Annotated in this window: 21 protein-coding genes; 6 read left to right on the top strand and 15 right to left on the bottom strand. The window is 69.3% G+C overall.

What is annotated here, in order from left to right; genetic code table 11:
* Position 1 precedes the first annotated feature (1 nt).
* From NQK81_RS22405 to NQK81_RS22365, 9 genes are all read right to left on the bottom strand, one after another.
* Positions 2–1435 (bottom strand): MBOAT family O-acyltransferase, encoded by a 1434-nt coding sequence (locus tag NQK81_RS22405; protein ID WP_257489667.1) that lies wholly within the window; start codon positions 1433–1435, stop codon positions 2–4.
* A gap of 84 nt (positions 1436–1519) precedes the next feature.
* A complete protein-coding gene (rlmB, locus tag NQK81_RS22400) occupies positions 1520–2476 on the bottom strand; it encodes a 23S rRNA (guanosine(2251)-2'-O)-methyltransferase RlmB (RefSeq protein ID WP_034310192.1) in 957 nt (318 codons plus the stop codon).
* Between the two features lie 35 nt (positions 2477–2511).
* Complete coding sequence (gene cysS / locus NQK81_RS22395; protein ID WP_126730230.1) at positions 2512–3903, bottom strand: cysteine--tRNA ligase; 1392 nt, start codon at positions 3901–3903, stop codon at positions 2512–2514.
* A gap of 46 nt (positions 3904–3949) precedes the next feature.
* Positions 3950–4636 (bottom strand): HAD family hydrolase, encoded by a 687-nt coding sequence (locus NQK81_RS22390; protein ID WP_257489666.1) that lies wholly within the window; start codon positions 4634–4636, stop codon positions 3950–3952.
* Positions 4637–4743: 107 nt separating this feature from the next.
* The gene (locus NQK81_RS22385; RefSeq protein ID WP_034310197.1) at positions 4744–5139 is read right to left on the bottom strand and encodes a PPOX class F420-dependent oxidoreductase; all 396 of its coding nucleotides are present in this window, start codon (positions 5137–5139) and stop codon (positions 4744–4746) included.
* Positions 5140–5161: 22 nt separating this feature from the next.
* A complete protein-coding gene (locus NQK81_RS22380; RefSeq protein WP_126730235.1) occupies positions 5162–5557 on the bottom strand; it encodes a PPOX class F420-dependent oxidoreductase in 396 nt (131 codons plus the stop codon).
* Positions 5558–5585: 28 nt separating this feature from the next.
* Positions 5586–6056, bottom strand: a complete 471-nt coding sequence (gene ispF / locus NQK81_RS22375; protein WP_034310203.1) for a 2-C-methyl-D-erythritol 2,4-cyclodiphosphate synthase — start codon at positions 6054–6056, stop codon at positions 5586–5588.
* On the bottom strand, positions 6053–6700 hold the full coding sequence (locus tag NQK81_RS22370; RefSeq protein WP_371878885.1) for an IspD/TarI family cytidylyltransferase: 648 nt from the start codon (positions 6698–6700) through the stop codon (positions 6053–6055). Before NQK81_RS22370 ends, ispF begins: the two co-directional genes overlap by 4 nt.
* Before the next feature lie 59 nt (positions 6701–6759).
* A complete protein-coding gene (locus NQK81_RS22365; RefSeq protein ID WP_005165253.1) occupies positions 6760–7251 on the bottom strand; it encodes a CarD family transcriptional regulator in 492 nt (163 codons plus the stop codon).
* Between the two features lie 297 nt (positions 7252–7548).
* Between NQK81_RS22365 and NQK81_RS22360 the strand changes: the two genes are divergently transcribed.
* Both NQK81_RS22360 and radA read left to right on the top strand, forming a co-directional pair.
* Positions 7549–8268, top strand: coding sequence for a copper chaperone PCu(A)C domain-containing protein (locus tag NQK81_RS22360; RefSeq protein ID WP_257489665.1), 720 nt, complete (start codon positions 7549–7551; stop codon positions 8266–8268).
* A 113-nt stretch (positions 8269–8381) separates the two neighbouring features.
* Positions 8382–9740, top strand: coding sequence for a DNA repair protein RadA (gene radA, locus NQK81_RS22355; protein ID WP_257489664.1), 1359 nt, complete (start codon positions 8382–8384; stop codon positions 9738–9740).
* Here radA and NQK81_RS22350 read toward each other — a convergent pair.
* Both NQK81_RS22350 and NQK81_RS22345 read right to left on the bottom strand, forming a co-directional pair.
* Complete coding sequence (locus tag NQK81_RS22350; protein ID WP_257489663.1) at positions 9737–10879, bottom strand: CU044_5270 family protein; 1143 nt, start codon at positions 10877–10879, stop codon at positions 9737–9739. The two genes, radA and NQK81_RS22350, sit on opposite strands and share 4 nt — an antisense overlap.
* On the bottom strand, positions 10866–11489 hold the full coding sequence (locus NQK81_RS22345; RefSeq protein ID WP_185926963.1) for an RNA polymerase sigma factor: 624 nt from the start codon (positions 11487–11489) through the stop codon (positions 10866–10868). The genes NQK81_RS22350 and NQK81_RS22345 overlap by 14 nt, the downstream gene beginning before the upstream one ends.
* Positions 11490–11647: 158 nt before the next feature.
* On the opposite strand from NQK81_RS22345, the gene NQK81_RS22340 reads away from it, so the two are divergent.
* The 4 genes from NQK81_RS22340 (at position 11648) to NQK81_RS22325 (ending at position 14900) form a co-directional block, all read left to right on the top strand.
* Positions 11648–12313 carry a C39 family peptidase gene (locus tag NQK81_RS22340; protein WP_219147712.1) on the top strand — a complete coding sequence of 222 codons (666 nt, stop codon included), beginning with the start codon at positions 11648–11650 and terminating at the stop codon, positions 12311–12313.
* 92 nt (positions 12314–12405) lie between these two features.
* Positions 12406–13362 carry a glycoside hydrolase family 6 protein gene (locus NQK81_RS22335; protein ID WP_257489662.1) on the top strand — a complete coding sequence of 319 codons (957 nt, stop codon included), beginning with the start codon at positions 12406–12408 and terminating at the stop codon, positions 13360–13362.
* A gap of 212 nt (positions 13363–13574) precedes the next feature.
* On the top strand, positions 13575–14627 hold the full coding sequence (locus tag NQK81_RS22330) for a WD40/YVTN/BNR-like repeat-containing protein (RefSeq protein WP_257489661.1): 1053 nt from the start codon (positions 13575–13577) through the stop codon (positions 14625–14627).
* A complete protein-coding gene (locus NQK81_RS22325) occupies positions 14628–14900 on the top strand; it encodes a MoaD/ThiS family protein (protein ID WP_126730248.1) in 273 nt (90 codons plus the stop codon).
* Positions 14901–15012: 112 nt separating this feature from the next.
* Here the strand turns inward: NQK81_RS22325 and NQK81_RS22320 are convergent, their stop codons facing one another.
* From NQK81_RS22320 to NQK81_RS22305, 4 genes are all read right to left on the bottom strand, one after another.
* Positions 15013–16170 (bottom strand): IS30 family transposase, encoded by a 1158-nt coding sequence (locus tag NQK81_RS22320; protein ID WP_371878853.1) that lies wholly within the window; start codon positions 16168–16170, stop codon positions 15013–15015.
* Positions 16171–16319: 149 nt separating this feature from the next.
* Positions 16320–18848: a trehalose-phosphatase gene (gene otsB, locus NQK81_RS22315; RefSeq protein ID WP_257489660.1), complete on the bottom strand. Its 2529-nt coding sequence runs from the start codon at positions 18846–18848 to the stop codon at positions 16320–16322.
* A 36-nt stretch (positions 18849–18884) separates the two neighbouring features.
* Positions 18885–20336 carry an alpha,alpha-trehalose-phosphate synthase (UDP-forming) gene (locus NQK81_RS22310; protein ID WP_257489659.1) on the bottom strand — a complete coding sequence of 484 codons (1452 nt, stop codon included), beginning with the start codon at positions 20334–20336 and terminating at the stop codon, positions 18885–18887.
* An 81-nt stretch (positions 20337–20417) separates the two neighbouring features.
* On the bottom strand, positions 20418–21992 hold the full coding sequence (locus NQK81_RS22305; protein ID WP_257489658.1) for a threonine/serine exporter family protein: 1575 nt from the start codon (positions 21990–21992) through the stop codon (positions 20418–20420).
* Between the last annotated feature and the right edge of the window lie 68 nt (positions 21993–22060).

Genomic DNA, 22060 nt, shown 5'->3' with positions numbered 1-22060 from the left:
CTCAGAACTGGTAGTAGAGGAACGGGCTGAACGTCCCGGTCGCGATCAGGATGGCCGCGTACACCAGTCCGACGGTCATCACGCCGATCCGCAGCGCCGTCGCCGGGCGGCTCCGCGAGGACTCCAGCAGCGGCCCGGTCACCGGATGCGCGGGCAGGAACACGATCGCCAGCGCGCACAGCAGGATGATCAGCCGTTGGTTGGTCACCGCGCTCTCCACGACGTCGGTAAGGCCCGTGAAGTCCGGCAGCACCATGTGCCCGATCATGCCGAGCGCCTGCGGCAGGTCCTTGGCGCGGAAGAACACCCAGCCGAACACCACCAGCACGAGCGTCAGCGCGCGGCGCCCGATGCGCGCGGCCTGGGACTTGGGGGCGGTGTCGTAGCCGAACGCACGCTCCACGATCAGGAGCGCGCCGTGGTAGACGCCCCAGATCAGGAACGTCCACTGCGCGCCGTGCCAGAACCCGGTCAGCACGAAGACGATGCACAGGTTCCGGTACGTGCGCCCGGCGCCGGCGCGGTTGCCGCCCAGCGGGATGTAGACGTAGTCGCGGAACCAGCGCGACAGCGACATGTGCCAGCGCCGCCAGAACTCGGTGATCGTCACCGACGAGTACGGTCTCGCGAAGTTCTCCGGGAGCCGGAAGCCGAGCATGCGGCCGAGCCCGATCGCCATGTCGGAGTACCCGGAGAAGTCGAAGTACAGCTGCAGGGTGTACGCGATCGCGCCGAGCCAGGCGATCGCGAAGGTCATCTGATCCGGTGGTGTGTTGAAGCAGGTGTCCACCAGCGGGCTGAGCGAGTCCGCGATGATCGTCTTCTTGCACAGCCCGAGCGCGAACCGCGGGAAACCGGCGGCGATGTCGTCGAGGCGGTGGGACCGCTGCTGCGGCAGCTGGCCCGCGATCTCCCGGAACCGCACGATCGGTCCGGCCACCAGCTGCGGGAACATCGCGATGTACGCGGTGAACGCCACGGGGTCGCGCAGCGCGCGGCGTTCACCGCGGTAGATGTCCACCACGTAGGAGATGTGGTGGAACGTGTAGAACGAGATGCCGATCGGGATGACCAGTTCGGCCACCGGGAAATCGCCGCCGAACCAGTGCGTCACGGCCGCGATCTGCTGCGTCGCGAATCCCGCGTACTTCCAGATCAGCAGCATGCCGACGTTGAGGCCGATGACCCCGATCAGCAGCCGCTTGCGCCGCTTGTTCTGCAGGTCCCAGGCGTTCGGCTCCAGCGCGGGCCCGGCCAGGAAGTTGACCACCATGCAGCCGAGCAGCACCAGCGTGTACGGGCCGGCACCGGTGGCGTAGAAGATCAGGCTGCCGACCGCGACGATGCCGTTCCGCCAGCTGCGCGGGCACACCAGGACGGCGAGCAGGATCGCCGGCATGAAGTACCACAGGAACAGCGGTGAAATGAACGACATCGGTGCGGGTCCCCCAGGGCGGTTACGCGTTAGCCGCTGGTGACCTTAGCCTGAGGTTCCCGCACCGTGTGACGAAGTGCGGGGTCAGACGCGTCCCGCGAGCCGCCGCCGGCGCGCCACCTCGGCCAGCAGCACCCCGGCCGCGACCGACGCGTTGAGCGACTCGACGCCCGCCGCCATCGGGATCGACACGGTCGCGTCGCAGGTCTCGCGCACCAGCCGGGACAGGCCGCGGCCCTCCGAGCCGAGCACGATGACCAGCGGATCCGCCGCGAGGTCGAGTTCGTCGATGTCCACCGAGCCGTCCGCGTCGAGGCCGACGACCATCAGGCCGTCGTCCTTCCACGCCTTCAGCTGACGGGTGAGGTTGGTCGCGACGGCGATCGGCAGCTTGGCCGCGGTGCCGGCGGAGGTCCGCCACGCGACCGCGGTCATGCCCGCGCTGCGCCGTTCCGGCAGGAGGACACCCTGCGCGCCGAACGCGGCGGCGGACCGGATCACCGCGCCGAGGTTGCGCGGGTCGGTGACGCCGTCGAGCGCGACGAACAGCGGGGTCTGCCCGGAGTCCTTCGCGACGGCCATCAGGTCGCGCGGGTCGGCGTAGACGAACGGCGGGACCTGCAGGCCGAGGCCCTGGTGCATGGCCCGGTTGGTCTTGCGGTCCAGTTCCTCGCGCGGGATCTCCAGGATCGAGATGCCCTTGTCGCCGGCGAGCCGGACGGCCTCGTTGACGCGGTCGTCGATCTCGATGTTGATCGCCACGTACAGCGCGGTGGCCGGCACGTCGGCGCGTAGCGCCTCGACCACCGGGTTGCGCCCGGCGATCAGTTCCGGCTTGTCGGCCTTCTTCTGCCGCGCCTGGTCCTTGCGGTCACGCGCGTTGGCCATCCGGTACGCCTTGTGGCCGGGCCGGTCCTCGGCCTTGGGCGTCGGGCCCTTGCCTTCGAGGCCCTTCCGGCGCTGGCCGCCGGAGCCGACGACCTGACCCTTCTTCGTGCCGGGCTTGCGAATAGCGCCCTGGCGCCGGGAGTTGCCTGCCATCAGTGAGAATCCTTGAGCTAGAGACCGAGTAAGGGTCAGACGTCCTTGACGGTCCACTGTGGACCGTTCGGGGTGTCCTCCACCACGATGCCCGCCTGCTGGAGGCGGTCACGCGCGGCGTCCGCACGGGCGAAGTCCTTCTCGGCGCGGGCCTGCTGCCGTTCGGTGAGCAGCCCTTCCACGAGTTCGGACAGTGCCTGCCGGGTGGGCGTCTCATTACCGCCCGCCTCGGACCAGCGCGCGGAGAGCGGGTCGAGGCCGAGCACGTCGGTCATCGCGCGCACGGAGGCGGCGATTTCGAGTGCCTTGGAATTGTCGGACGCGTCGAGGGCCGCGTTACCGTCGCGGACCGTGTTGTGCAGCACTGCGAAGGCCTGCGGAGTGGCGAGGTCGTCGTCGAGCGCGGCCGCGAACCCGTCCGGGATCTCGCCGAGGTGGACCGTGCCGGCGATACCCGCCGTGCGGCGGAGGAACTGCTCGATCCGCCGGTAGCCCTGCGCGGCTTCGGCGAGCGCTCCGTCGGAGTACTCGATCGTCGACCGGTAGTGCGGCTGGACCAGGTAGTACCGGAGTTCGGGCGCCCGGTAGTTCTTGAGCATCTCCGGGATCGAGACCGTGTTGCCCAGCGACTTCGACATCTTCTCGCCGGACAGGGTCACCCAGGCGTTGTGCAGCCAGAACCGCGCGAACGGGTCACCCGCCGCGTTCGACTGGGCGCGCTCGTTCTCGTGGTGCGGGAACACCAGGTCGACGCCGCCGCCGTGGATGTCGAACTCCGCGCCGAGGTACGTGGTCGCCATCGCCGAGCATTCGAGGTGCCAGCCGGGACGGCCGGAGCCCCACGGCGTCGGCCAAGACGGCTCGCCCGGCTTCGCGGCCTTCCACAGCGTGAAGTCGCGCGCGTCGCGTTTGCCCTCGCCGAGGCTCTCGCCCTGCTGGACCTCGTCGAGCTTCTGGCCGGAGAGATCGCCGTAGCCGTCGAACGCCTTGACCGAGAAGTACACGTCGCCGCCCGAGGCGTACGCGTGCCCGCCGTCGATCAGCCGCTGCATCAGCTCGACCATCTGCGTGACATGCCCGGTCGCCCGAGGAGCGATCGAAGGCGGCAAGCAGCCCAGCGCTTCGTACGCCGACTCGAAGGCGCGCTCGTGCGTGGCCGCCCACTCCCACCACGGGCGATCCGCCGCGGCGGCCTTGGTGAGGATCTTGTCGTCGATGTCGGTGACGTTGCGGACCATCAGCACGTCGAGTCCACTGTGGACGAGCCAGCGACGAAGGACGTCGTAGTTCAGCGCGCCGCGGACGTGGCCGATATGGGGAACACCCTGCACGGTGGCACCACACACGTACATGGACGCCGTTCCGCTACGGGCGGGATGGAATTCCCGCACGCTCCGGGTCGCCGTGTCATAGAGGTGTAGTGCCACCCTAAAAGGGTACGGGGTCGGCGTGAGCGGTGTCGCAGTGACCGTATTACAGCACGTTGTGGGCGCGCATGACGTTGAGCAGGGCGTCCGGCCGCTCGGTCGTCGGCAGCGGCTCTACCAGCGCGAACGCGCAGCCGATCTCGCGCGCGGCGCCGTCGGCCTCCTCGCTGTCGCCGACCATGAGCGTTTCCGCCGGGTCGACCCCGAGCCGCTCGACGGCCGCGCGGAAGATCTCCGGCTCCGGCTTCACCGCTCCGACCTCGAACGACAGGATGAACTCGTCGACGTAGGCGTCCCAGCCACGGCGGCCGAACGCGGGCCGGATGTCGAAGGCGATGTTGCTCAGCACCCCGATCTTCACGCCCTTGCCGGAGACGCCCTTGAGGACGGCTTCGGTGTCCGGGTACGGCGTCCACTGGGTGGGATCGATCAGCCGGGTGTAGAGCGCGACCGCCTGGTCGGCGTGCGGCACCCCGGACTGCTTGAGGACCTCGAGGTACACCTTCCGGTGCAGCACCGGGTCGCGGTCGCGGTGGTTCCAGGCGTGCAGGTGCTCCTCGTCGAGATCGACGACCTGGCCGACCGGCGCGGTCATCCGGCGCATCAGTTCGGTCTGGGCCTCGATGTCCAGGCTCTCGCCCTCGTGGTCGGTGAGGTCGGCGAGCCAGGTCTCGTCCTGTTCGAGCCGGAAGACCGTGCCGGAGAAGTCGAACAACACAGCGCGAAAGGTCACGAGCCCCACATTAGCCACGATCGTGGGGGTTCCGCCGCTCCTCGCGTGTGAGATGAACGGTCCGTTTCTTGCAAATTTCGCAAGGAACGGACCGTTCATGGCGCGCGTCAGGCGGCGTTGCCGGTGATCTTGGTGGGCGTGATCCGGACCAGCACGCGGACGACGTCCGCCGGCTCCTCCGGGTAGTCCTTGCCGAGGTACTTGTGCGAGAGCTCGTTGATCAGCTCGCGCCCGCCCTCGTCGGTCATCTCCACGGTCCCGCGGATCTCGACGTAGTCGTACGGGTTCTCCTGGTCGAAGACCGAGACGGACACCCGCGGGTCCCTGGCCATGTTCCGCTCCTTGAGACGCCCGCGGACGGTCGCGAAGACCACCGTGTCGCCGTCCCGCTTCGCCCACAGCACGGACGTCTGCGCGGAGCCGTCGGCGTTGATGGTCGCCAGCACCGGGAAGTTGTTGCCGTCGAGGAGTTTCTTGGTCGCGTCGTTGAAGGTCACACCCATGGCTGAATCCTAGGCAGCCTGATCACCGGACGTTCCCGGCGATCCGTTCGACGCGCAGGCGGACGATCACCCGCTCGACGTCGTCGCCCTCCGGCGGCGGGTCCTGGCCGAGGTACTTGTGGCTGAGCGTCTTCGGCAGCGTCTTCCCGGGATCCGGGGTGATCGTGACAGTGCCGCGCAGTTGCGTGTGCCGGTACGGGTTCTCCGCGTCGGTGATCGACACGCTCGCGCGAGGATCGCGACGCAGGTTCCGGACCTTCAGCCGGTCTTCGGTGGCGCTGAAGACGAGATCGCCGTCGTCGAGGCCCACCCAGATGACCGAGGTCTGCGGGCCGCCGTCGGCGTCCAGCGTGGCCACGGTCGCGAAGTTCTTGCCGTCCACCAGTTCGCGGACCGGTTCGGGAAGTGTGACTGCCATGACAGCCGGAACCGGCGCCCGGCGGCGGCTATTCCTGCGAGGGCAGGAGCAGTGCCGTCGCGAACGCCGCGATGCCCTCGCCGCGTCCGGTCAGGCCGAGGCCGTCGGTCGTCGTCCCGGAGACGCTCACCGGCCCGCCGACCGCTTCGCTCAGCACCTTCTGCGCCTCTTCGCGGCGCTTCCCGACCCGCGGCGCGTTGCCCACGATCTGGACGGTCGCGTTCCCGACGGTCCAGCCGCCCGCCTCGACCAGCCGCCGCGCCTCCGCGAGGAACTCGACGCCGTGCTTGCCCGCCCAGCGCGGATCGCCGGTGCCGAACACCGCGCCGAGATCACCGAGCCCGGCCGCGGACAGGAGCGCGTCGCACAACGCGTGCGCCGCGACGTCGCCGTCGGAATGGCCCGCGCAACCGTCGACACCCGGCCAGAGAAGACCGGCGATCCAGCATTCGCGGCCCGCCTCGACGGGGTGGACGTCGACGCCGTTCCCGATCCTCACAGCACTTCCTCTTCCCCGGCCCGGGCGATCGCCTCGGCCAGCTTCAGTTCGAACGCGTTGGTGACGCGCATCGCGTCGGGATGGCCCGGGACGGTGTGCGCGCCGTCGAGAGACGGCTCGCCGGCATACGAGAGAAAAGTCTCACGCGTGAAGCCGAGCGGGGTCTGGGCGGTGCGCAGGTATGTGCGGTCTTCGGTGCCTGTGATTACCTTCGCCGCATCGGTCACCTTCACGGTGTCCGCCATCGGCAGTACGGGAACCACGAAAGGCGAGCCCGCGCGGACCGCGTCCGCGACGGCCCGGACCTTGTCCGCGGGGGTGAAGGCGCGCAGGGCGTCGTGCACGAGGATCACCGGATCCCCGGCGATCTCACTTTCGATGGTGTCGAAGGCATGCGCGAGTGACGCGCCGGGTACTATCCGGCATCGCTCTTCGAAGCCGCGCAAAGCGGCCGAAAACGAATCAGCACACCGCTCGGGGGCCGCTACGACCACCAGATCGAGATCCGGCAGAGCGAGCAGCCCCCGCACAGTGTGCGTGAGTAACGCTTCACCATTGACCGGCGCGAGAGCGAGCTCCGCGTCGGAGGCATGGTGACGAACGACAGTGACGAACACGATCGTGCTCATAAGGACGGTGCTCATATGTGCGCGATCGTAGAGGTGTCCCCCGCAGCCTCACCTGGCGTGGGACATCCGCCGGTTCAGACTGCCGCGGTTTCCAGAACTTCGTCGAGGAGGACTTCAGCCTTGTCCTCGTCGGTGCCCTCCGCGAGCGCCAGCTCGCTGACCAGAATTTGCCGCGCCTTCGCCAGCATGCGCTTCTCGCCGGCTGAAAGTCCGCGGTCCTTCTCTCGCCGCCAGAGGTCGCGCACCACTTCGGCCACCTTGTTCACATCGCCGGAGGCGAGCTTCTCGAGGTTGGCCTTGTACCGACGAGACCAGTTGGTGGGCTCTTCGGTGTGCGGAGCACGCAGAACGTCGAAAACCTTGTCCAGTCCTTCTTGCCCGACGACATCACGAACGCCGACGATCTCGGCGTTGTCAGCGGGCACGCGAACCGTAAGATCCCCTTGCGCGACTTTGAGGACGAGGTACTTCTTCTCCTCGCCCTTGATCACGCGGGTCTCGATGGCTTCGATGAGTGCGGCACCGTGGTGCGGGTAGACGACGGTCTCTCCGACCTTGAAAACCATGTGTCCTCTGCCCCTTTCGCTGAATTCATCTTAGCACGTGCCGACGAGGCCCACCTAGCGGCCCGCGATCGTCGTCGCAGGTCAGCGGCCTGACGGTGCTCCGCCCGGGGGTTGACAAACCCAATTCGCCCATGCTCACGCTGGTGAGAAGCGAACGATTTCCAAATCCTTTGTGGACGGTTGATCTTGGGCGCGTCGCCGCATTGATGGGGTGCCAACACGCACCGGGTTCTCCGGCCGCCGAGGCGCCCGGCTAGTCTTCGCGGTGAAGAGGCCGTGAGATGGAAGGACTCCGACGTGAGGCTGCAGAATCGTCGCGTGTTCGGCGCAGGTGTGCTGGCGCTCGGCGCCGCGCTCGTGCTCGCCGGCTGCGGTGCTGGTCAGATCACCCAGACCGACTCGCAGCAGCCCGCGGTCAACGGGACGTACGCGCAGGCGAAGGACCTGGTGCTGCGGAACGCCGCGCTCCAGTTCCCGACCGAGGGCCAGGCGTACCCGGCCGGTTCCGCCGCGCCGCTGACGCTGACCATCGTGAACCAGGGCAAGCTGGACGACGAGCTCGTCTCCGTCTCCTCCGAAGCCGCCGCCGGCGACGCCAAGATCACCGGGTCCAAGGTCGTCGCCGCGGGCCACGCGCTGGTGATCGGTCCGTCCGACTCGGTCGAGTCGACCAAGGAGGTCGCCCCGACGAGCGTCCCGTCCTCCGCGCCGGCGTCGTCCTCGGGCGCGCCGTCGTCGTCGGGTGCCCCGTCGTCCTCCGGTGCCCCGTCGAGCTCCGCCGGGACGGTCACGCCGTCCGCGGGCCCGGAGACGACCAACGCGCCGGACCAGGTGGGCAAGGCCACGATCGAGCTGCAGGGGCTGAAGCAGCCGGTGTGGGCGGGCCAGACCATCAAGGTCACCTTCGTCTTCAAGAACTCCGGCTCGATCACGGTGGACCTGCCGGTCGCGGCGCCGTCGCACCCGGGCAGCCGGGCGCCCGCGCCGGAGAAGGAAGCCAAGGGCGGCGGGCACTAAAGCCCTCAGAAGTACGTGAAGGCCCCCTTCACTGCGCCAGGCGCAGTGAAGGGGGCCTTCACGTACTTGCGTCGTTGCCGGGGTTTGTCGGTGGTGGCCGCTAGCCTCGCGGGGTGGTCAAGAAAGGCAGCACCTACCGCTGCGGTGAATGCGGATACGAAGCGCCGAAGTGGGTCGGGCGCTGCCCCGAATGCCAGGCATGGGGGACCATCGAGGAACGCGGCGACGCCCGCCCCGCGATAGCCAGGGTCGTGGCGGGAGCGCCGAGCGCCCCGGCGCGCCCGATCGGCGAGGTCGACGTCGAGACGGCGCGCGCGAAGCCCACCGGTGTCTCCGAGCTGGACCGGGTGCTCGGCGGCGGGTTCGTGCCGGGCGCGGTCATCCTGCTCGCGGGCGAGCCCGGTGTCGGCAAGTCGACCCTCCTGCTGGAGGTCGCCTACCAATGGGCGGCCACCGCGGGCCGGGCGCTCTATGTCACCGGCGAGGAGTCGGCGGGGCAGGTGCGCCTGCGCGCCGAGCGCACCGGCAACGTCCACGACGAGATGTTCCTCGCGGCCGAGAGCGACCTGTCCGCGATCCTCGGGCATGTCGACGCGGTCAAACCGGGGGTGCTGATCGTCGACTCGGTCCAGACCATGGCCTCGCCGCAGGTGGAGGGCGCGCCGGGCGGCGTCACCCAGGTCCGCGCGGTCACCTCCGGGCTGGTCGCGCTGGCCAAGGAGCGCGGGCTGCCGATCGTGCTGGTCGGCCACGTCACCAAGGACGGCTCGGTCGCCGGGCCGCGCGTGCTGGAGCACCTGGTCGACGTGGTCCTGCAGTTCGAGGGCGACAAGCATTCGACACTGCGAATGCTGCGCGGCATCAAGAACCGGTTCGGCGCCGCCGACGAGATCGGCTGCTTCGAGCTGGTCGAGGAGGGCATCGTCGGCGTGCCCGACCCGTCGGGGCTGTTCCTCAGCCACACGGCGGAGCCGGTCGCGGGCACCGCGGTCACGGTGACCATGGAGGGCAAGCGGCCCCTGCTGGGCGAGGTGCAGGCGCTCGTGTCGGCGACCCAGTCACCGCAGCCCCGGCGCGCGGTGAGCGGTCTCGATTCGGCACGCGTCGCGATGGTGCTGGCCGTGGTCGAGAAGCGGGCGAACATCAAGGTCGGCGACAAGGACGTCTACGTGGCGACGGTCGGCGGCATGAAGATCACCGAACCCGGGATCGATCTCGCGGTGGTGCTGGCCCTGATCTCCTCGGCGAGGGACACGCCGCTCTCGCCCAAGCTGGTCGCGATGGGCGAAGTCGGGCTGTCGGGGGAGGTCCGGCGGGTGCCGAGCGTCGGGCGGCGGCTCGCGGAGGCCGCCCGGCTCGGCTTCACCTACGCGCTGGTGCCGCCGGATTCCGGCAAGATCCCGCCGGGCATCCGGGTGCTGGAGGTCCCGGACGTCGGAAGCGCGCTCAACGCCGCCAAGCACGCGCGCTAGCTGGGCTTGGGGCCGCCGTCGTCGGTGATCACCACCGAGATCGACGTGTCGAACAAGGTCAGCCCCGGCCAGCCCTCGTCCTGTCCGTTGGACCGCACGGCGCGGTTCCCGATGACGGCCGCCGTCGCCTGGTCGACGACGAACGTCCGCGTCCGGTCCGGCAGCGCGACCGTGAAGGACACCGCGGGCCGTCCGCCGGGAGCGATCAGGCTCGCCACGGCGATGCCGGGCATCCTCGCGAGCGCTGTGCACAGCGCCACCCGCATCGCCCCGAAGCCCTGGGACGAGCGGAGGACGTTGAAGGCCATCTCGAACATCTCGGGTACGGAGTTCAGCTGCTCCGGTGAGCGGCCGTCCGGCCAGAGGCCGTCACGGCGGAGCCGCTCGGACAGCTTCGCCGGGTCGGCGGGCAGTTCGGCGAGAAACTCCGGGGTGGGGTCGGTCCAGCCGCTTTCCGACGGCAGCAACCGATCCGGCGGGCCCGGCTCGGAGGTCTTCACCGGAGGAGGCACCTGTGGCGTGGTGCGCGGCGGCCGCCCCTCCGCCAAGGTGACGTGGGACGACGGGCCCGGAAGTGTTTCGCCGTGGGACTTGGCCGTCTGGTAGTCGCCCTTGATCCAGCGGATCTCGCCGGTTCCGGTGAAGCGCGTCTTGACCGGCATCCAGCTGTGCGGCGGCAGCCACCGTTCGAGGATCTCGTTGGTCTGGTACACGAGCCCCTTGTCGGTGACATGCGTGGTCCAGGTGGACTCCGTGACGAGCCGGTACTGGCCGTCCCGGATCGGGAAGTCGTCGCCGTGGAGGCCCTCGACCGCGTCTTCGCCCCGGGTGACGGTCGAGTGGGCCGCGGGGTCCGGGCCGTCGTCGGAGGTGAAGACGTTCGTCGCCACGATCCCTCCGCCGGACACCAGCGCCGCGGCGGCCGCTGCCGCGATCCACCGCCACGAACCCGGCCGCTTCCGCACCGGGCGCGCGGCCACGGGGAGGAGTTCGTCCTCGACATCGCCGGCGGCACGCAGGAGCGCGGCCCTGGCGCGGGAGAGTTCGTCCCGCCGGGTTTCGGGCCCGGCGTGGAGGTCGGCGAGCGCTTCGTCGAGTTCGGCCTCGGACCACACCTTCCGGATGTTATCGCCGTGCACTTCCGCCGCCCTCCTTTGTGGACTCCGTGGTGATCTCCGGTGCGTTGGCACGCAGCCATCTCCGGATCCGGTGCAGCCGTGATCTGACCGTCCCGGCGGGAATTCCCAGCGCCTCGGCGACCTCGCCGGCGTCCAGCCCCGCCCACGAGACCAGCAGCAGGGTGTCGCGGTCCGCGACGCTCAGTTCGGCCAGTGCTCCCGCGAGCTGGGCCGCGCGGGATTGGGCGTCGACCCGTTCGGCGACGCGGCCGTCGTGCCCGGCCGAGACCGTCTGTCCCGCGGCCGCGAGCCGGGCCGTCGCGTGGAGCGCCCGGGTCTCCGTGCGGACGTGGTGGCGCAGCAGGTTCGTCGCGATCCCGTAGAGCCACGCGCGTGCCGTGCCGGCCTCGGGGCGATACGTCTCGCGTCGCCGGAGCGCCACGAGGAACGTCTCCGCGACGAGGTCGTGCGCGGTCTCCGTGCCGACGCGGCGCGCGAGATAGCGCTGCAGCGGGGCCGCGTGGGCGTCGAAGAGCAGGCCGAAGACGGGTGCGGGATCCGGACCACCGAGATCCGGCCTGTCCAGCCCGCGCGTGCCGGCCTGCTCGTGATCGTCTTTCATCACCTGCACGATCGCTATTGCCCGATGGCCCCCGGAGCGTTCATCCGATCCTACTTTCGTCGTGGGCCGATCGGGGAAAGCGCAGGTGACGCCGCAGACAAAAGCCGCCGGACCGGAGATCCTGTTCAGGATTCACTATTCAGAAGTGAAACTGGGGAAGGATTACCATGCGCCGACTCAGGACCGCGGTCGTGGCCGCGCTCGCGGTGTCCGCACTGATCACCGCTCCGGCGGCCGCCGTCGCCCAAGGTGAGTACGTCGTACCCGCGCCCGACTTCGTGAAGTCGATGGCGCCGCCCGCCAAGGTCGAAGGGGTCAGGGCGGCCGCGGAGCTCAACATCCAGTACCAGATCCAGGAGACCGGGTACTGGTGCGGCCCGGCCGCCACCCGGATCGCCATCTCGGCCAAGAACGGCAACCCGCCGAGCCAGCAGCAGCTCGCGAACGAGCTCCCGACCAGCACCAACGGCACCGACTGGATCGGGCAGGTCACCCGCGTCCTCAACAACCACGTCGCCGGCGGCTGGTACGAGACCAAGGAGATGCCGAACGACCCGCCGACCCAGGCGCAGCGCGACCTCCTGTGGCGCGACATCGTGCTGGACGTCGACAAGGGTTACGCGATCGTCGCGAACATCGTCGCCCCGGCGAACAACCACCCGCCGGGCTACCCGAACTACACGATCTACCACTACTTCACGATCATCGGCTACAACAGCGACAACATGACGGTGAAGATCGCCGATCCGGCCAACTTCGGCGGCAACCAGATCTACTGGCTCACCTTCAACCAGCTCGCCACCCTGATCCCGCCGAAGGGTTACTCGGCCTGATCCCCCGCCGCGTTTCGTCCTCTGGACGCGTCCAGAGGACGAAACGCGTGGGTTGTACGAATCTTGTACGGGAGAGCTCGAAGCTGGTGGACATGCGCATCAAGACGCTCGGTCTGCTGGCCGCCTCGCTGCTGGCGCTGGTCGCCACGCCGGCCCAGGCCGCCGACGGCAACCCCCTCGAGAAGACCAACGGCTTCTACGTCGACCCGAACTCCAACCCCGCGGTCTGGGTGCGGGATCACCCGGGCAGCACCGCCGACAAGATCAAGGCCGCCATCTCCACCAAGGCGGGCGCGCGCTGGTTCGGCAACTGGAGCGGGAACGTCAAGACCGCCGTCGACGGCTACACCTACGCCGCCGACGTGGCCGACAAGCTGCCGATCCTGGTCGCCTACAACATCCCCGGCCGAGACTGCGGCGGTCACTCCGGTGGCGGCGCGGGCAGCCCGGAGGCGTACCGGACCTGGATCTCGAACTTCGCCGACGGTATCGGCGGCAAGCCCGCGGTCGTCGTCATCGAGCCGGACGCGCTCGCGCAGGTCGACTGCCTGCCCGCCGGCGAGCGTCAGACCCGCCTCGACCTGCTCAAGTTCGCCGCCGAGCAGTTCGCCGCCAAGGCCCCGAACACCTGGGCGTACATGGACGGCGGCAACTCGACCTGGATCCCCGCCGCGACCATGGCCGACCGGCTCAACGCCGTCGGGGTGAAGTCGGTCCGCGGTCTCGCGATCAACGTGTCGAACTACAAGACCACCACCGACTCGGCGAACTACGGCAAGGCCGTCAGCGCCGCGCTGTCGAGCAAGTACGGCTACACCAAGCCGTTCGTGATCGACACCAGCCGCAACGGCAACGGCCCGCTGGGCTCCGAATGGTGCAACCCGGCCGGGCGCAAGCTCGGCGCGACCTCGCAGACCGGCGGTGGCGCCGAGATGCTGCTCTGGGTCAAGGTGCCCGGTGACTCCGACGGCAAATGCGGCATCGCGCCGAACGTCGAAGCCGGTCAGTTCAGCCCCGATCTGGCGCTGCGCCTGATCAGCGGGACCTGACCGCCCCGCCAAGCCCGTCGCGCCGGCTGTTCGTCTGTGACCCTCGTTCTCCCGAGAAGGCGAGGGCCACGACCCCTTGGACAGCAGCCGGCGCGACGCCTCCAATTCCCGTGAAGGCCCCCTTCCCTCGGCTCAGCCGAGGGAAGGGGGCCTTCACGCGCCTCCGGTAGTACGGTGACCTGAGTCACAGTGTCGACCGAGAGGATGGCGTCGTGGAGTTCCAGCTGGGGATCGGTACCAGGAAGGGCTTGTTCCTCGCCCGCAGCGAGGACCGCGTGAACTGGGAGATCTCCGAACCGAAGTTCCCCATGGAGGCCGTCCGGGCGGTCGCGCTGGCCCCCGCCAAGATCTACGCGGCCGCGGTCAACGAACACTTCGGCCCGACGATCGCGACGTCGGAGGATTTCGGCGAGACCTGGTCCCAGCCCGATCACGCGCCGGTCGCCTTCCCCGCCGACACGGAGACCGCGCTCGAAGGCATCTGGCAGATCGTGCTCGCCGGGGACGTCGTCTACGCCGGTGTCGAGCCGTCGGCGCTGTTCCGCTCCCAGGACGGCGGCGAGACCTTCGAACTCGTCCGAGGGCTTTGGGACCACGAGCACCGTCCACACTGGACTCCCGGTGGCGGCGGCCAGATGATCCACACGATCCTGCCGCATCCCACGGATCCCGGGCGGATCACCGTCGCCATGTCGACGGGCGGGGTCTACCGCACCGAGGACGGCGGCAAGAGCTGGACGGCGGCCAACCGCGGCATCAGCGCCGGTTTCCTGCCCGACGAGGAACCCGAATTCGGGCAGTGCGTGCACAAGGTCGCGATGCATCCGTCGCGTCCCGAGCGGTTCTTCCTGCAGAACCACGGCGGCGTCTACCGCAGCGACGACGACGCGAAGACCTGGCGGTCGATCGCCGGTGGCCTGCCGAACGACTTCGGTTTCGCCATGGTCGTCCATCCGTCCAAACCGGACACCGTCTACAACTTCCCCTTGGTGGCCGACGTTCTCCGTTTCCCGCCAGAGGGCCGTTGCCGGGTCTACCGCAGCGAGGACGCCGGCGAGACCTGGACGGGTCTCGGGAACGGCTTGCCGGACAAGGGGTTCTACGCGGGAGTGCTGCGGGACGGGATGTGCGTGGACTCGCGGGACGGCATCTACTTCGGCACGCGATCCGGTGAAGTGTGGGCGAGTCCCGACGAAGGCGACACCTGGCATCAGGTCGCCGCGCATCTGCCGGACGTGCTGTGCGTGCGGGCCCAGGTGGTCTAGGTGGTCCGGGTCCTGTTGCCCGCGATGCTGCGACAACTCGCGGACGGCCGCGGCGAGCTCGAAGTCGAGGCTTCGACGCTCGACGGCGTCCTGGACTCGCTCGGCGCCGGGTATCCCGCGCTGGAACGCCGCCTGCGCGACGAGACCGGCGCGCTGCGACGTTACGTGAACTTCTATGTGGACGGTGAGGAGTGCCGCCGTCTCGACGGTGCCAAGACTTCGCTCGCGGAGGTGAAGGAAGTCCAGATCATCCCGTCGGTCGCCGGCGGCTGACGGGGACTTTCACGCGTCGCCCGCGGTCCGGAGGTGTCGCGAAAGCCACTTTCGGGACGTCAGATGTCCCGAAAGTGGGGCGGATTCATGCGGTGGTCGCAACGTGCTCTGTTTAGGACAGTAGCGTGGTGAGTTTTTCGAGTGGGGTGTGCCAGTCCAGTGTTTTGCGGGGGCGGCTGTTGAGTCGTGCGGCGACTGCGGTGAGGTGTTCTGCGGTGTGCTGGTGCAGGTTGGTCCCTTTGGGGAAGTACTGGCGAAGCAGGCCGTTGGTGTTCTCGTTCGTCCCGCGTTGCCATGGGGAGTGCGGGTCGCAGAAGTAGATGGCCAGGTCGGTGGCGAGGGTGATGTCGGCGTGACGGGCCATCTCGTTGCCCCGGTCCCAGGTCAGTGACCGCCGCAACTGGTGCGGGAGGGTCTGGATCGCGTCGATCATCGCGTCCCGGACCTGGATCGCGTCGTGGCCGTGGGGCAGGTGCAGCAGTACGACGAACCGAGTGGAGCGTTCCACGAGGGTGCCGATCGCGGACTTGTTACCGGCACCGGTGATCAGGTCGCCTTCCCAATGCCCCGGGACTGCCCGGTCCTCGGCTTCGGCCGGCCGTTCGCTGATCTCGACGAGGTCAGGGATCCGTGACCGTCGTGCCTGTGCTTGCTTGCGCGGGCGGCGCAGCGCCCGTCCTGTCCGTAAACACGCGGTGAGCTCGCGGCGCAGCGCTCCCCGGCTCTGCACATACAAGGACTGGTAGATCGTCTCGTGTGACACTCGCATCTCCGGCCGGTCGGGGAACTCCATCGCCAGCCTGGCTGTGATCTGCCCCGGAGACCACTCCTGCAGCAACCGCGCCTGCACATGATCCCGCAACTCGCGATTACCGGCCTCGGCCAGCTTCGCGGTCTTCGGCCGCCGGGCCCGATCCCGCGCCGCCGACTCCGCCCGATGTGCTCGATACCCGCCCCGGCCACCATTGTTCGTCACCTCCCGGCTGATCGTCGACGGGGCCCTGCCCAGCTGCCGAGCGATCTCCCGATACGAGAGATCCCCGGACAGACCACGAGAAATCTCCTCCCGCTCAGCCAAACTCAGATAGCGCTCACCCAACGAGCCAGGTGCGTTCCCGATCACCCCGCCAGCCTGCGCGAACCACCGCCGCCCGGTCTCGTGCGACACATCCACCAAACGGGCTGCAGGCTTGGGCAGACACCCCGCCCGCACCGCATCCCAGAACCGCACCCGCACCACACGCGGCAACACCAACCCACCAGCCACCACAACTCCCAGCTCACGAAGGATGTTGCAACGACCCCATGAATCCGCCTGGCTTTCGCGACGCTCGCCTCGGGCGTGCCTGACCCCGGATGTCGTGAAGGCCTCCTTCGCTACCTTGAGGGTAGGGAGGCCTTCACGGCACCGTGAGCGAGTTACTGGGAAAGCAGGTTCGCGCAGCGGATCAGCCCGATGTGCGAGTACGCCTGCGGGTGGTTGCCCAGCGAGCGCTCCGCGATCGGGTCGAACTGCTCGGGCAGCAGCCCGGTCGGGCCCGCGGCGTCGACGATCTGCGTGAACAGTTCCTCGGCCTCGGTGCGCCGCCCGGTGAGCAGGTACGCCTCGATGAGCCAGGCCGCGCAGATGTGGAAACCGCCCTCGCCACCGGGAAGGCCGTCGTCGCGGCGGTAACGGTACACAGTGGACCCACTGCGCAGTTCCGCCTCGATCGCGGTCACCGTGGACTGGAAGCGCGGGTCGGCCGGATCGATCAGCCCGGTCAGCCCGACGAACAGCGAGGCGGCGTCGAGATCCGTTCCGTCGTACGCCGTGGTGAAGGCCTGGACCTCTTCGTTCCAGCCCTTCTCCAGGACGTCCGCGGCGATCTCGTCACGCAGCGTCGGCCACGCGCCCGGCACCGCACGGCCGTAGACCTCGCCGAGCTTGATCGCCCGGTCGATGGTCACCCAGCACATCACCCGCGAATACACCCGGTGGCGCGGCACGTGCCGCTCTTCCCAGATGCCGTGGTCCGGCTCGTTCCAGCGCCGCGTGACGGCCTCGGCCATCGCGCGCACCATCTGCCAGTCCTCGTCGCGGAGTTCGCCGCGCGCCGCCGCCAGCGTCTGCACGAGTTCGACGACGGGGCCGAACACGTCCAGCTGGACCTGGTGGTTCGCCAGGTTGCCGACGCGGACCGGCCGCGAACCGGCGTACCCGGGCAGCGACTCGATGACCGCTTCGGCACCGATCACGCTGCCCGCCAAGGTGTACAGCGGGTGCAGCCGCTCCGGACCGGCCAAAGTGGACAGCACGCCGTGCAGCCAGCGGAGGTAGCCTTCGGCCTCCTCGGTCGAGCCGAGGTGGACCAGTTCGCGCACGGTCATCGCCGCGTCGCGGATCCAGCAGTAGCGGTAGTCCCAGTTCCGGACGCCGCCGATCTCTTCCGGCAGCGAGGACGTCGCCGCGGCGAGCACGCCGCCGGTGTCGGTGTTCACCAGCCCGCGCAGCGTGAGCGCCGAGCGGCCGACGAGGTCGGTCTGGACGCTGGGCAGCTTGAGCGTCCGCGCCCAGCTGCTCCAGTAGTCGCCCGCGCGGGCCCGACGGTCCACTTCGGACAATTCGTGCGCGCCGAGATCCGAGGTGCCGCAACGGAGTTCGAGCACCACCGGGTTGTCCGGGGTCGGGGTGACGAGCGCCGTCGCGGTGTCGTTCATGCCGTCGGAGGTGATCTCCCACTCGACGCCGGGCGAACGCAGCGCGAACGGCTCCGAGGTGCCCTGCACCAGGAGCCCGTCGCCCTGGGCGACCAGCTTCACCGGCACACCACCGAATTCGGGCCGCGGCGCGAACACGATCTCCGCCGCCGCCTCGCCCGAGATCACCCGGACGAGATCCGTGCGGTGCGCGGGGCTCTCCGGCTCGAGGTAGTCGGTGACGAGCAGCCGCGACCAGCGGGTCTCGACCGTCATCGTGTTCGGCAGGTAACGCTGCCCGAGCGGCAGGCCGTTGCGGTGCGGTTTGATCGAGAAGTGGCCGGCGCCGGCACCGCCGAGCAGGTCCGCGAAGATCGCGGGCGCGTCGGGGCCGGGGTGGCACAGCCAGGTCAGCCGGGCGTCCGGCGTGACCAGCGCGACCGAGCGTTCGTTGGCCAGCATGGAAAGCCGCTCGATCGGCGGAGCCTGCTCGCCGTACAGCCAGTTGCGCCGCTCTTCGAGGAGGAAGGCGAGCGCCATCGCGACGTCGACGGTGTCCGGGACCCGGTACTGCGCGAGGCTTTCGCCGTCGCCGACCTTCACGCCGAGGTCCGGGCCGGAGATCCGGGCGAACGCCTTCTCGTCGGTGACGTCGTCGCCGAGGAAGACCGCGGCCGTCGCGCCGACCTGGTGGCGCAGGGTGTCCAGCGCACGGCCCTTGTCCGTCTGGACGACCGCGAGCTCGACGACCTCCTTGCCGTCGGTCGTGGACACGCCCTCCCACTGCGCGGGTCCATTGTGGACGTCGCGAAGGACCCGGCGGCCCGCCTCGTGCTCGGCGCGGCGGACGTGCACCGCGATGCTCGCGGGCTTGACCTCGAGTGAGACGCCCGGCACGTCGAGCACCAGGTTCTCCAGTTCGGCTTCGAGGCGTCTGTGCAGCTCGCGGGCCTTGTCGTCGAGCGCGTGGATGAAGCCGATGTCGAATTCGGACCCGTGGCTGCCGACCAGGTTCACCTCGGCCGGGAGACGGGACAGGGTGGCGAGATCACGCAGCGCGCGGCCGGAGATGACCGCGGTGGTCGTCTCGTGCAGGCCGGCCAGCGACCTGAGCGCGCCTACCGATTCGGGCAGCGGCCGGGCTTCGTCCGGGTTGGCCGTGATCGGAGCCAGCGTGCCGTCGTAGTCGCAGGCGACCAGCAACCGCGGGGTGCGCGCGACCTGGACGATCGCGCGCCGCAGCTCGGCGGGCAGTGCCTCGGCGGTCAACGATTTCTCCTCGGGAACGTAGCGGGGGATGGGGAATCAGTCGGCCGGTTCGGCGCCGAGCGCTTGGAGGAACGAGCGCGCCCAGCGGTCGACGTCATGCGTGAGGACCTGTCGACGCATGGCGCGCATACGGCGGCGTCCCTCTGCGGGGTCGAGCGTAATGGCAGTCTCCAAGGCGTTCTTCACCCCGTCCAGGTCATGGGGGTTGACCAGGAGCGCGCTGGTGAGCTCCGCCGCGGCGCCGGCGAACTCCGAAAGCACGAGCGCCCCGCCCAGGTCGTGGCGGCAGGCGACGTACTCCTTGCAGACGAGGTTCATCCCGTCACGCAGGGGAGTGACCACCATGACATCGGCCGCGGAGAAGAACGCGGCCAGCTCCGTCCGGTTCACGGACTGGTGCAGATAATGCACGACCGGGTGACCCACGCGGGCGAACTCCCCGTTGATCCGCCCGACCATCTGCTCGATGTCCCCGCGCATCCGCTGGTAGTGCTCGACGCGTTCGCGGCTCGGGGTGGCCAGCTGGACGAACGTCACGTCCTCCGGCCGGACGCGGCCTTCGTGCAGCAGCTCGTGCAACGCCTGCAACCGCAGGTCGATGCCCTTGGTGTAGTCGAGCCGGTCGACGCCGAGCAGGACCTTCTTCGGGTTGCCGAGGTCACGCCGCAGCTGGGCGGCGCGTTCGGCGACGCCCTTGGTCTTGGCGAGTTTGTCGAGGCCGATGGCGTCGATGGAGATCGGGAACGCGCCGACCCGCACCGTGCGGTCGCCGACCTGCATCAGGCCGGGGCGGGTGCGGATGCCGACCGCGCCGCGGCTGGACTCGAGGCCCGCCAGCTGCCGCGCCAGCCAGAGGAAGTTCTGCGCGCCACCCGGCCGGTGGAACCCGACGAGGTCGGCCCCGACCAGGCCGCGGACGATCTCGGTCCGCCACGGCATCTGCATGAACAACTCGACCGGGGGAAACGGGATGTGCAGGAAGAACCCGATCCGCAGGTCGGGCCGCAGTTCGCGGAGCATCGCCGGCACCAGCTGCAGCTGGTAGTCCTGGATCCACACGGTCGCGCCCTCGGCGGCGACCTTCGCGCTCGCCTCGGCGAAGCGCCGGTTCACCCGGACGTAGGACTCCCACCAGCTCCGGTCGAACACCGGCCGCTCCACCACATCGTGGTACAGCGGCCAGAGCGTCGCGTTGGAGAAGCCCTCGTAGTAGTCGCGGACGTCGTCCGACGTCAGGGAGACCGGGTGCAGCACCAAGCCGTCGTCGTCGAACTCCTCGACGTCGACGTCGGGCACACCCGGCCACCCGACCCAGGCTCCCTTGCGTGACCGCAGGAACGGTTCGAGCGCGGACACCAGCCCGCCTGGGCTCGCCGTCCAGCGCCTGCTTCCGTCGGCGGTCCGTTCGAGGTCCACCGGGAGCCTGTTCGCGACCACCACGAAATCCGCGGAGGCCGTTCTGCTCGTCTCGGCAATCACTTCGTCCACCAGCCGCTCCCTCGATTCGCGGGTCGCTGCCCTAAGCGGAAACCCTATCGCGCGAGGAGGCCACGGCCGGTCGGCGAGCGATCACTCCAAGCGTCGTTCGGCGGGTTCCATCGGGCCCGCCATCCTCGGCCCGGCGAACTTGCGTTCGAGCCTGCCGAGGCCCGTGCGCACCGGCTGCGCGAGGTATTCGCCGAGTACCACACCCGCTGCCAGGGCAAGCCCGATCGCGACCGCGGTCATCAGCGTCGAGATGTTCCCGCCGGGCTCGACGCCCAATTGGTATAGACCACGATAGGTGGAGAGACCGGGGAGGAGCGGCGTGATGCCGGACACAGCCACCACCAGGGGGGTCACCTTGAGCCGCCTGGCGAGCACGCCGCCGCAGAAACCGACCAGCGTGGCGGCCACGGCGGACGAACTGACGGCCTGGAAGTCGGTCAGCATCAGGGCGCCGTAGACGGCGCCGCCGATGGCGCCCGCCGCTCCCGCGACGATCATCGCGCGCAGCGTCGAGTACGAGGCCAGCGCGAAGCAGGCCGACGCGCCGACGCTGCCCAAGATGATGATCGGCAGGTCCTGCGGCGTCGACGAGACGACCTCGGGCAGCGGCGTCAGCGGAAGACCGAGCAGTACCGCGATCTTCAGCGCCAGCACCACGCCCGCGATCAGCCCGGCACTCATCAGCGCGGTTTCCATCGTGCGCCCGGCCGCCGTGACGTAATAGCCCGTGATGGCGTCCTGCACGGCGGAAACCGTGGAGAGACCGGACAGCAGCACCGTGACGGCCGCCGCGACGACCAGCGTGGGTTTGTCCGTGGTGAGCAGATTGCTGCTGACTATCGCCATCGCCGACAGGGTCGCGACCAGTCCGCCGATCACCTGCTGGAAGAAGAACGGCAGCGCGAAGCGGTTGAGGAACCGGCCGAGCCGGTCGATGACCGCGCTGATCACGAGCGCGACCAGCGCGACGTCGATGCTGCCGCCGAGGATCAGGGTGATGAACGCGGCCAGCCCGCCCCAGGCGGCCGTGGCCACCCAGCGGGGGTACGGGTGCGGCGCGGAGGTGATCCGCTGGAGGACCTGCTGGGCCTCTTCGGCGCCGATGTTTCCCCGGACGATCCGGCGGACCAGCGTCTCGGTCTGGGTGAGCCGCGTGTAGTCGAGGCTGCGCGAGCGGACCACGCGCAGCGCCGTCACCGGGGCCATGTCGGTGCCGCGGTGGCAGGTCACCGTGATCGACGTGAAGATCACGTCGACCTCGCAGTGCGGGAGGCCGAGCGCGGAGGTCAGCGCAATGATCGTCGCCGTGACGTCGGAGGCGCCGGCGCCGCTCGACATCTGGACCTCGCCGATGCGCAGGGCGAGGTCCAGGACGAAGTTGACCGTCGAGTCGTCGGGCGGCTTCGGGCCCATCGCCTCGTCGGCCTCGACCGCGGGCTGCTCCGCCGTCGGCGCCTCGAGGATCTGCCAAGCGCGGCGGCGCAGCAGATTGGGCCGGTGCGAGCGGGCCTGGGGGATCGATCGCTCTCCGTCACGTTGGCGCGGCGCTTCCAGCAGCCATTCGCCACGTTCGGGTGTTTCGTCCTGGTTCTTTTCGGCACTGTGCCCGCTCTGTTCGCCCCGCTGGGCTCCCGTGGTGTGCTCGTTGATCTTCATGATCGATCCACCTCCTCACTCTGGTTCGAGGAACTTTCCCGAGGAGCATCGGGGCCGGTGCCTCGACC

This window comes from Amycolatopsis roodepoortensis (assembly GCF_024628825.1).
GTDB classification, from domain to species: domain Bacteria; phylum Actinomycetota; class Actinomycetes; order Mycobacteriales; family Pseudonocardiaceae; genus Amycolatopsis; species Amycolatopsis roodepoortensis.
This window is presented reverse-complemented; position numbering and strand designations above follow the sequence as displayed.

Excerpts from the sequence above, each read along its gene's own strand:
- NQK81_RS22405 (WP_257489667.1), bottom strand. The coding sequence starts at position 1,435 with ATGTCGTTCATTTCACCGCTGTTCCTGTGGTACTTCATGCCGGCGATC.
- rlmB (WP_034310192.1), bottom strand. The coding sequence starts at position 2,476 with ATGGCAGGCAACTCCCGGCGCCAGGGCGCTATTCGCAAGCCCGGCACG.
- NQK81_RS22385 (WP_034310197.1), bottom strand. The coding sequence starts at position 5,139 with ATGGGTGTGACCTTCAACGACGCGACCAAGAAACTCCTCGACGGCAAC.
- NQK81_RS22380 (WP_126730235.1), bottom strand. The coding sequence starts at position 5,557 with ATGGCAGTCACACTTCCCGAACCGGTCCGCGAACTGGTGGACGGCAAG.
- NQK81_RS22370 (WP_371878885.1), bottom strand. The coding sequence starts at position 6,700 with ATGAGCACCGTCCTTATGAGCACGATCGTGTTCGTCACTGTCGTTCGT.
- NQK81_RS22365 (WP_005165253.1), bottom strand. The coding sequence starts at position 7,251 with ATGGTTTTCAAGGTCGGAGAGACCGTCGTCTACCCGCACCACGGTGCC.
- NQK81_RS22340 (WP_219147712.1), top strand. The coding sequence starts at position 11,648 with ATGCGCCGACTCAGGACCGCGGTCGTGGCCGCGCTCGCGGTGTCCGCA.
- NQK81_RS22335 (WP_257489662.1), top strand. The coding sequence starts at position 12,406 with ATGCGCATCAAGACGCTCGGTCTGCTGGCCGCCTCGCTGCTGGCGCTG.
- NQK81_RS22305 (WP_257489658.1), bottom strand. The coding sequence starts at position 21,992 with ATGAAGATCAACGAGCACACCACGGGAGCCCAGCGGGGCGAACAGAGC.